Source organism: Gelidibacter sp. (genome assembly GCF_039916245.1).
GTDB lineage: Bacteria > Bacteroidota > Bacteroidia > Flavobacteriales > Flavobacteriaceae > Gelidibacter.
This window is the reverse complement of sequence record NZ_JBDSLS010000130.1, coordinates 1-8642: the sequence shown is the minus strand read 5'-3', so window position 1 is coordinate 8642 and position 8642 is coordinate 1. Positions and strand designations below refer to the sequence as shown.

The following is an 8642-nucleotide window of genomic DNA, read 5'->3' as shown; positions in this document are numbered from 1 at the left end:
TTGTAGTGCACTAATATGGAACATTGTTCCGCTTGCTCCGGCGTATGGTCACAAGCATAAATTAGTGTATCGATTACGTGGTCAAATGTATTGACATCGTCATTATACAATACGATCTCGTTCTGGTTTTTTTCTAAGGTATCAACGAGAAGGTCTTCCTGAATTTTCTCTTTTGTACTCATTTTTCTTAAGTCTTCAGTCCGCAGTCCACAGTCTGCAGTAGATAATTATAATAATTGATGCTGTAACAATGAAGTATTACTCTACTTATTTTCAGCATTCTACAAATTTACGAATTTTAAAGCAACCCAATTATTTCTTTCCAAACTTTCAACGCAGGTCAATCCATATTTATTACATTCTTCTTCAATGGCTGGAATATCGTCGTTATAAAAACCGCTGACGAAAAGCGTTCCCTTCGGATTCAGGCATTTCACATAAGATGCCATATCATTCAATAGAATATTACGGTTGATATTAGCAATGATGGTATCGTATTTTTGATTTGTAAGCAAACTGGCATCCCCTTCCAAAACAGTGATGTGCGCACAGTTATTTCTTTCCACATTTTCCAAACTGTTCAGGTAGCACCAATTGTCATAATCGATGGCGTCAACAGTTTTAGCTCCTTTCATTTCGGCCAAAATTGCCAAAACACCAGTTCCACATCCCATATCTAACACCGATTTACCAGTAAATTCGTTTTTTAGAATATGCTGGATCATCATGTGCGTGGTTTCATGATGGCCAGTTCCAAAACTCATTTTAGGCTCGATAACAATATCGTATTCAGTTTTTGGTTTTTCGTGGAATGGTGCACGCACTGAACAGATTCCATCGACCACAATAGGATTGAAATTCTTTTCCCATTCCTCATTCCAGTTGACTTGTTCAATTTCTTCAAACGAATACGAAATTTTAAATTCATCTGAACTTAAAATATAGATATCATCAAGAATATTCGCATTCCATTCGTCCTTTTGAATGTATGCGGTCACGCCCTCTTCGGTTTCAACAAAACTTTCAAAACCTGCGTAGCCCAATTCGGCAATCAGAATTTCCGTTCCCGGCTGTAAAGGCTCCACCTTAAATTGATATCCGATATATATTGTGTTGGACATTTTTTACTTATGATTTAATATGAATATAACGTCACAAAGCTTCATTTAGAAGCCTTGCGTTGATTGAATGATTTTCTTATAAAACTAAAATGCGTTAGCGATTGCATAAAAGTCGGCCGCATTAAGTGCTGCACCGCCAATTAAACCACCATCAACATCTGGTTTAGAGAAAATTTCTTTAGCGTTTGATGGTTTACAACTGCCTCCATAAAGGATAGAAACATTATTCGCAACGTCGTTTCCGTAGGTATCAGCCACTGTTTTTCTGATAAACGCGTGCATGTCCTGCGCTTGCTCTGGACTTGCAGTTTCACCAGTTCCGATGGCCCAAACCGGCTCATAAGCCAAAACGATATGTTTAAAAGCATCAGCGCCCAAATGAAATAACGCATTCTTTATTTGACTTTCAACAACAACTTCTTCGTTACCCGATTTACGATCGGCCAGTTCTTCTCCAAAACAGAAAATAACGCGCATGTCATTTGCTAATGCAGCATCTACTTTTTTAGCTAATAATTCATCCGTTTCATTAAAATAAGCACGACGTTCGCTATGTCCTAAAATCACGGTTTTAATACCAAGACTTTTAAGCATTGCTGCGCTGATTTCTCCAGTGTAAGCACCAGACTCAGCAAAATGCATGTTTTGAGCAATCACTTCAATCGAATCATCTTTCAATGAATTGAACGCCTGCCAAAGATTCGTAAAAGAAGGCGCAATCATGACCTCAACCTCCGCTGGATTGGATTGCGCTTTAAGTTCTGTAATCAACGTTTCGGTTTGTGCCAAATCATTGTTCATTTTCCAATTTCCTGCTACTATTTTTTTTCTCATATCCTATTCTACCTTCTCATTTCGACTGCGCTCAATGCAGGCACGGGAAGGATTTTTATTTAATTTATATTTTATTTTACAATTTCAAATCCTCAATATCATTCCAATGTTTCTTTTGCATGACCGTGCCCTTGTTTAGAACAACAACACCCGGATTGGCACGCACAATGGTTTTCAACACTTTTTCATCACACAGATAAAAATCAAAACCCCATCCATACTGTGCCTTGAAAGCTTGCTTTGTAGCGTCATCAGAAGTGGTCAATCCAATAACCGTATAACCTTTTTTAAGCGCTTCGTCAGAAAGAGTCTTCAGTTTTTCAAGCCCCTCTTTTTCGGACGATTTCAGATTGTAAGCAACAATCATGAGCAATTTATCTTTTTCTAAGAAATATGAAGTCAAATCTTCATCTTCAGATTCAATGGAGAAATCCTGAATTTTAGGAAGATCAGCGGCTTGAATTTCTTTGGTTTCTACATTGACAATTTCATCATATTTTGATGGTCCTTGCCCACGATCAGTTAAGGTTTTTTCTTCTCCGTTTAGCGTATAGGTCCAAACGTAATCAATAATCGCTTTTTTGGCATTTGGTGCAAGCTCCATATTTTGTTGCAGGTTGTCGCCAATTTTATAAGCTCTAAAATCGATGGCTGGCAAATGCATCAACACATAATAAGCAAACGAAAGCGAGGCTAAAAATCCTGCAAGGCCCACAACCGTAGTTCCCAGCTTACTGAAAATCGGCTTGATATGTTGGACACCAAAAAAGAGGATCAAAATTAAAACCAACAACACAATATCTTTGGTAAAACTTTGCCATGGTGTCATAGGAAGTGCGTCTCCAAAACAGCCACATTCTCTTACTTTATCGAAATAAGCAGAATAAAAAGTTAGGAATGTGAAGAAAACGATCATCAACAACAAACTCCATACGGTAAATTTTGGTTTGTAACCGATGAGCAAAAAGATACCCAAAACCACTTCAAAAACCACTACAATCACAGCAATCCCCAAAGCATAAGGCTCCAGAAACGGCAGATTTAGAACATCGGTTCCAAAGTACTCTTGCAGTTTATATGAAAATCCCAAAGGGTCATTCAATTTTACAAAACCTGAAATAATGAACAGGATACCAACTAATATTCTACTAATGTGAACTAAATATTTCATGAAAATTCCAATTTTTAAAATTCCAAATTCCAATAAATGGATATTTGAAAAACTATTGTACTTTATTTATTATTGCTGATAAAATTTGTCTTAATTCTTCTGCTTCAATGATTAGCTTTTCAATTTCTACAAGAAAATCTTCATTTGTTGCTTTGATTAATCGTAACCAATATTTACTTTCCTTTGCTTCTTTTCTTGATATTTTCAATCTAAATAAAAAATCCTTATCGCAAGTTTTTCATTGGCCTCGATATAATTTGCTCCAACTGAACCCGAGGATTTTACCAATTGCTTAGAATCCTAAATATTGGAAATTGTTCTGCTTAATTTTTTCAAAAACAACCTACAGTCCCTTGCGAACTCAAAAGTTCGCTCTTCCAGATTATAAATTCTCTCTTCGTTCATCTATTGGAATTTGGAATTTAATATTTTTGAATATTGCCTTAATTTTGTTCAAGCAAAATTAAGGCGAAAATTGCATAATTAATCATATCTTGATAATTGGCGACGATGCCCTCGCTTACCAAAGTTTTGCCGGCATTGTCCTCAATTTGTTTGACTCGTAATAGCTTTTGCAAAATCAAATCGGTCAAACTACTGACGCGCATATCACGCCAAGCTTCACCATAATCATGGTTTTTATCCATCATGAGTTGTTTGGTCAACGAAATTTTATCGTCATAGAGTTTGGTCGCTTCAGCTACATTCATATCCGGTTTTTCAGCAATCCCTTTTTCTAATTGAATTAAGGCCATCGTGCAATAATTGATGATGCCGATAAATTCGCTCTCCTCGCCTTCATCGACCTTACGTTGAGCATTTTGCTGCAAACCTCTTATCCGCTGGGCCTTGATGAAAATTTGATCGGTTAATGAGGGCAGCCTCAAAATGCGCCACGCACTTCCATAATCTGACATTTTATTAACAAAAAGAGTTCTGCATTTTTCAATCACAGCATCGTATTGTTTTGAGGTATTTTGCATAGAAAACTTGTAATTTTGCGTAAATTTCGCCTAAATAGTTCAGAGTGCAAAGTTCAAGGTTCAAAGTTTTATCGATATAAAAGTAAATTTGCTAAATATCCATAAATTTGACTTTTGCCTAATCATATATTTTGAATTACATACTTAGAACTCAAAATCAACATTATGACCATAAATTGTAAAGGACAGCTTATCGATTTGACAATCCCAAAGGTCATGGGCATCTTAAATTTGACCCCAGATTCTTTTTATGACGGTGGTGCTTATAAAAACGAAGCCGATATCTTAAGGCAAGTCGAGAAGATGCTGATCGAAGGCGCAACTTTTATTGACATCGGCGCTTACAGTTCAAGACCTAATGCTGTTCACATTAGTGAAACCGAAGAGTTAGAGCGTTTGCTTCCTATCATAAAAATTTTAATCGCCAGTTTTCCAGATATTTTAATCTCTATTGACACGTTTAGAGCCAAAGTGGCCAAACAATCCATTATCGCAGGTGCTTGCATGATTAATGACATATCTGCCGGAAAAATGGACGAGAATATGTTGGTGACCATTGCACAACTAAAAGTTCCTTATATTATGATGCATATGAAAGGGACACCGCAAAACATGCAACAAAACATCACATACGATCATTTAATTAAGGACATTCTCTTTTATTTTTCTGAGCGTATGGCCGCTGCAAAAAGTTTAGGAATTATAGATATCATTGCAGATCCTGGATTCGGGTTTTCAAAAACCACCGCTCAAAACTACGAACTATTGAAGCATTTGGAAGTATTTAAAATGCTCGAAAAACCTATTCTAGTTGGGTTTTCAAGAAAATCAATGATCTCTAAAACTCTTAACATATCAGCACAAGAAGCACTTAATGGCACGACTGTTTTAAACACCATTGCGCTACAAAAGCAGGCGTCTATTTTAAGGGTGCATGATGTTAAAGAGGCTATGGAATGCATTCAACTCACACAACAACTAAACTTATAATCCATGAAATATCTATTACTTCCCTTGCTGTTTTTAACTTTTTCCTGTAATAACGAGAAAACGATACTGCTTCCTGAAATAATTCATGCTGACGTAACGGAAGTTCACGACGTCTCTCCTATTTATATTTTTTATGATGAAACAAAAACAGACAGTCTCGAACTCAACCGTGCGAATTTGATTACTTCCACCAATTGGCTCGTCAACGTAGATAAACGACTTACTTTAGGTCAAGTCATTCCTAAAATCATCGTGTTACAGGATAAAAAAAGGAATGCTGAAGCCCACAAAAATGAAAACTCTAGAAACTATTATACTTGTAATGATACGAGCATTAAAAACTTAGGCTTTTTGGATTTTACAAAGGTGATTTACAAAACAAACTATGTGTCGCCTAACATATCCGCAGACTATGACAATCCAAGAGAAAAACGCATCATTATTGATTTTAAAAGTGCTAGGGATATCAAATTGGTCAGTGTTTATAAAGATTCAATTATCAAAAAATCATCGTTGGAACATCTAAAAGAAGATATTGAGGCATTGCCACAAGACGCCTCCTATGAATTATTTTTAAATATCAACGACCAACTAAACTTTCAGGAGTATATCACTTTCAAAGCAACACTCTCTAAAGTAAACTCATCGAAAGTGACCATAAACGAAAACGAATTCATTTATTAAGCCTATTTTTTTAATTTTATAAAAACACGAAAACATTTGGACCAGCTAAAAATTTGGGATTTCGGAATTATTGATTTTATCGATGTTTTCCTCGTTGCCATACTTCTGTATTATGTGTACAAGCTAGTAAAAGGCACTGTTGCCATCAATATTTTTATTGGTATTATCATCATCTATTTTATATGGAAACTGACCATATTTCTAAAAATGGGCTTATTGAGCTCCATCTTCAGTGGGTTTATGGATGTTGGAATTATTGCTTTAATTGTAGTTTTTCAACCAGAAATTCGAAAATTCCTTTTGATGGTAGGTTCTACTAATTTCGGAAATAAACGCCGTTTTTTAAGACACCTCAGCTTCTTAAAAACGGAAGGACAGATACAAACCGATGTAGATGTTATCATTTCGGCCTGCCAAAAAATGGCATCGACAAAAACAGGCGCCTTGATTGTATTGGAGCGCAATAACAACCTCGACTTTTTAACCAGTTCAGGCGATGCGATGAATATTGCCGTAACCCAGCCTATCATTGAAAGTATCTTTTTTAAAAATAGCCCACTCCATGATGGCGCCATCGTCATTGCCGACAATATAGTAAAAGCCACACGGGTTATTCTACCGGTTAGTAGTGATCGAAATATTCCACAACGCTTTGGATTACGTCATAGAGCAGCCGTTGGGATTACTGAAAAAACAGATGCTTTGGCTATTGCTGTGAGTGAAGAAACAGGACAGATCTCCTACATAAAAAATGGCGAATTTGTCATGTTTAAGGACAACGCCGAACTCATCGCAATGATCAAAAAGGATTTGACCTAATAGACTGTCGGAAAAAATGTTATCAGAAACCGTTTAATTCTGAAAATCCTTCTCTTTTACTCCCATATACAAATTGATAATCGAAAAGCCATGTTTGGGTCATATAAATGGCGAATCAGAAAACTAAACTGTTTCTTGTTTCAAAAACTGCACCTCGTACAAGTTTCTGTAATAGCCATCTTTATTTTGAAGTAATTCCTTGTGAGTGCCTTGTTCCACAATTTGACCAGCATCCATAACAATAATATTATCTGCTCTTTGAATGGTTGCCAAACGATGCGCAATGACAATAGACGTTCGGTCTTTAGTGATTTTATCAGTGGCAACTTGCATCAAATGTTCAGAATAGGAATCTACAGAGGATGTCGCTTCATCCAAAACCAAGATGCTCGGATTGGTCACATACGCCCTCAAAAATGAAATCAATTGGCGTTGGCCAGAAGAAAGCATGACGCCGCGTTCTTTCACATTATAATGATAGCCATTTGGCAAGCTCATGATAAATTCATGAATACCGATATCTTTGGCCGCTTGTTGCACTTCGGCTTCGGTAATGTTTGGATTGTTCAGTGTAATATTATTCAAAATGGTATCTGCAAAAAGAAAAACATCTTGAAGCACGACTGAAATTTGAGCTCTCAAGGATTTTAAGCTCAAATCCTTAATATTAATCCCATCAATACAAATACTGCCTTTCTGGATGTCGTAAAAACGGTTCAATAAATTGATAATGGTCGATTTCCCCGCTCCTGTTGCGCCAACAATCGCAATGGTTTGCCCCGGTTTTACTTCAAAAGAAATACCTTTTAAGACTTCTTCGTCGTCGATATATGAAAAGTGAACCTTATCAAATTTGATATCTCCTGTAAACTCTGGCGCTTCAATTTGTCCCGAATCATCAATCTGCGAGGTGGTATCCAAAACCTCAAAAACACGATTGGCCGCAACAATTCCCATTTGAAAAGTATTGAATCTGTTGGCAATTTGGTTCAAAGGTCTGAACAACATCGGAATCATCATAATAAAGGCAAACAAATCGCCTTGAGAAGCCAAATTATCTGAAAGAACATTAAGCCCGCCATACCACACGACCACACCAAGGGTCAACGACGATAAAAACTCAGCAATTGGAAAGAACACAGAGTTATACCATACTGTTTTCAACCAACCTTTTCGGTGTCGGGCATTGATTTCCTTAAATTTTCGATACTCGGTTTCCTCTCTTGTAAAAAGTTGCAAGATTTTCATTCCTGTCACACGTTCCTGAACAAAAGAGTTAAGATTGGAAACTTCATTACGCACATCCTCAAAAGCAACTTTCATATATTTCTGGAATATGGCAGTAGCAAAAAGCACAATCGGCAAGGTCAAAAACACTAAAACACTGAGCTTCCAATTCATATAAATCATGACACCACCAACGACCAACATCTTAAGGATATCACTGAAAATCATAAAAAGACCTTCTCCAAAAATATCTGAAATACGTTCCATATCAGTAACCGTTCGGGTAATCAAGACCCCCACTGAAGAGTTATCGAAATATTTCATCTTGAAACTCATGATATGTTTGAACAGTTTAACCCTAATGTCCTTAACCACGGATTGTCCCAACCAACTCGAATAATAGATAAAAAGCAACTGGCATACGACCTCTAAAACCAACAGCGCAATCATGATGATGATGTAGTACATAAACCCATCATATTCTCGAAGTTCGATATGTTTGTCGATAGCTTGTTGTAAGACATAAGGTCGCATGGCACCAAAAACGGCCAGCCCTATAACAAATATCAAAGTCAAAGTAAACACCAACTTATACGGCTTAATGTATTGCATTAAGCGGTTGAAGAGATTCACGTCATAAACTTTGGCTTTCTTCTTAGCACTCATATTATATAGCGTTAAAAATAGTATTTGGATATTGAATATCCATTAAATATAATCCTTGTGGGGGCACAGAATAACCTGCTTCGCTCCTGTTTTTTGATTTGATAATGTCATGCAGTTTTTCAACATCAAGCTTACCAAGCCCGATGT

General features: G+C 36.6%; 11 protein-coding genes. 3 read left to right on the top strand and 8 right to left on the bottom strand.

Features of this window, described 5'->3' with window-relative positions; genetic code table 11:
- The 6 genes from ABIQ28_RS06655 to ABIQ28_RS06630 all read right to left on the bottom strand — a co-directional run.
- Positions 1 to 182, bottom strand: a 182-nt coding sequence (locus tag ABIQ28_RS06655) for an ATP-dependent Clp protease adaptor ClpS (protein WP_348036094.1), incomplete at its 3' end; no start/stop codon positions are given.
- A 99-nt stretch (positions 183 to 281) separates the two neighbouring features.
- Complete coding sequence (gene prmA, locus ABIQ28_RS06650) at positions 282 to 1121, bottom strand: 50S ribosomal protein L11 methyltransferase (protein ID WP_348036093.1); 840 nt, start codon at positions 1119 to 1121, stop codon at positions 282 to 284.
- 84 nt (positions 1122 to 1205) lie between these two features.
- Positions 1206 to 1955 carry a triose-phosphate isomerase gene (tpiA, locus tag ABIQ28_RS06645; RefSeq protein ID WP_348036092.1) on the bottom strand — a complete coding sequence of 250 codons (750 nt, stop codon included), beginning with the start codon at positions 1953 to 1955 and terminating at the stop codon, positions 1206 to 1208.
- A gap of 76 nt (positions 1956 to 2031) precedes the next feature.
- Positions 2032 to 3126, bottom strand: a complete 1095-nt coding sequence (locus tag ABIQ28_RS06640; RefSeq protein ID WP_348036091.1) for a BT_3928 family protein — start codon at positions 3124 to 3126, stop codon at positions 2032 to 2034.
- 52 nt (positions 3127 to 3178) lie between these two features.
- On the bottom strand, positions 3179 to 3334 hold the full coding sequence (locus ABIQ28_RS06635; RefSeq protein WP_348036090.1) for a four helix bundle protein: 156 nt from the start codon (positions 3332 to 3334) through the stop codon (positions 3179 to 3181).
- A 235-nt stretch (positions 3335 to 3569) separates the two neighbouring features.
- The gene (locus ABIQ28_RS06630) at positions 3570 to 4109 is read right to left on the bottom strand and encodes a DUF1599 domain-containing protein (RefSeq protein ID WP_348036089.1); all 540 of its coding nucleotides are present in this window, start codon (positions 4107 to 4109) and stop codon (positions 3570 to 3572) included.
- Between the two features lie 165 nt (positions 4110 to 4274).
- Here ABIQ28_RS06630 and folP point away from each other — a divergent pair, with 165 nt between their 5' ends.
- Genes folP through ABIQ28_RS06615 form a run of 3 tightly spaced genes read left to right on the top strand, consistent with a single transcriptional unit; the run spans position 4275 to position 6602 of the window.
- Positions 4275 to 5099, top strand: coding sequence for a dihydropteroate synthase (gene folP / locus ABIQ28_RS06625; protein WP_348036088.1), 825 nt, complete (start codon positions 4275 to 4277; stop codon positions 5097 to 5099).
- Positions 5100 to 5102: 3 nt separating this feature from the next.
- Entirely contained in the window at positions 5103 to 5783 is a 681-nt protein-coding gene (locus tag ABIQ28_RS06620) for a hypothetical protein (RefSeq protein WP_348036087.1), read from the top strand.
- Positions 5784 to 5819: 36 nt separating this feature from the next.
- Positions 5820 to 6602 (top strand): diadenylate cyclase, encoded by a 783-nt coding sequence (locus ABIQ28_RS06615; RefSeq protein ID WP_348036086.1) that lies wholly within the window; start codon positions 5820 to 5822, stop codon positions 6600 to 6602.
- Positions 6603 to 6725: 123 nt separating this feature from the next.
- Here ABIQ28_RS06615 and ABIQ28_RS06610 read toward each other — a convergent pair whose 3' ends face one another.
- Together ABIQ28_RS06610 and ABIQ28_RS06605 are read right to left on the bottom strand one after the other, a co-directional pair.
- Positions 6726 to 8495 (bottom strand): ABC transporter ATP-binding protein, encoded by a 1770-nt coding sequence (locus tag ABIQ28_RS06610; RefSeq protein ID WP_348036085.1) that lies wholly within the window; start codon positions 8493 to 8495, stop codon positions 6726 to 6728.
- A 1-nt stretch (position 8496) separates the two neighbouring features.
- The gene (locus ABIQ28_RS06605) at positions 8497 to 8640 is read right to left on the bottom strand and encodes a hypothetical protein (RefSeq protein WP_348036095.1); all 144 of its coding nucleotides are present in this window, start codon (positions 8638 to 8640) and stop codon (positions 8497 to 8499) included.
- Between the last annotated feature and the right edge of the window lie 2 nt (positions 8641 to 8642).

Coding starts and splice junctions, on each gene's coding strand:
- ABIQ28_RS06610 (WP_348036085.1), bottom strand. CDS start 8,495: ATGAGTGCTAAGAAGAAAGCCAAAGTTTATGACGTGAATCTCTTCAAC.
- tpiA (WP_348036092.1), bottom strand. CDS start 1,955: ATGAGAAAAAAAATAGTAGCAGGAAATTGGAAAATGAACAATGATTTG.
- ABIQ28_RS06620 (WP_348036087.1), top strand. CDS start 5,103: ATGAAATATCTATTACTTCCCTTGCTGTTTTTAACTTTTTCCTGTAAT.
- ABIQ28_RS06630 (WP_348036089.1), bottom strand. CDS start 4,109: ATGCAAAATACCTCAAAACAATACGATGCTGTGATTGAAAAATGCAGA.
- ABIQ28_RS06640 (WP_348036091.1), bottom strand. CDS start 3,126: ATGAAATATTTAGTTCACATTAGTAGAATATTAGTTGGTATCCTGTTC.
- prmA (WP_348036093.1), bottom strand. CDS start 1,121: ATGTCCAACACAATATATATCGGATATCAATTTAAGGTGGAGCCTTTA.
- folP (WP_348036088.1), top strand. CDS start 4,275: ATGACCATAAATTGTAAAGGACAGCTTATCGATTTGACAATCCCAAAG.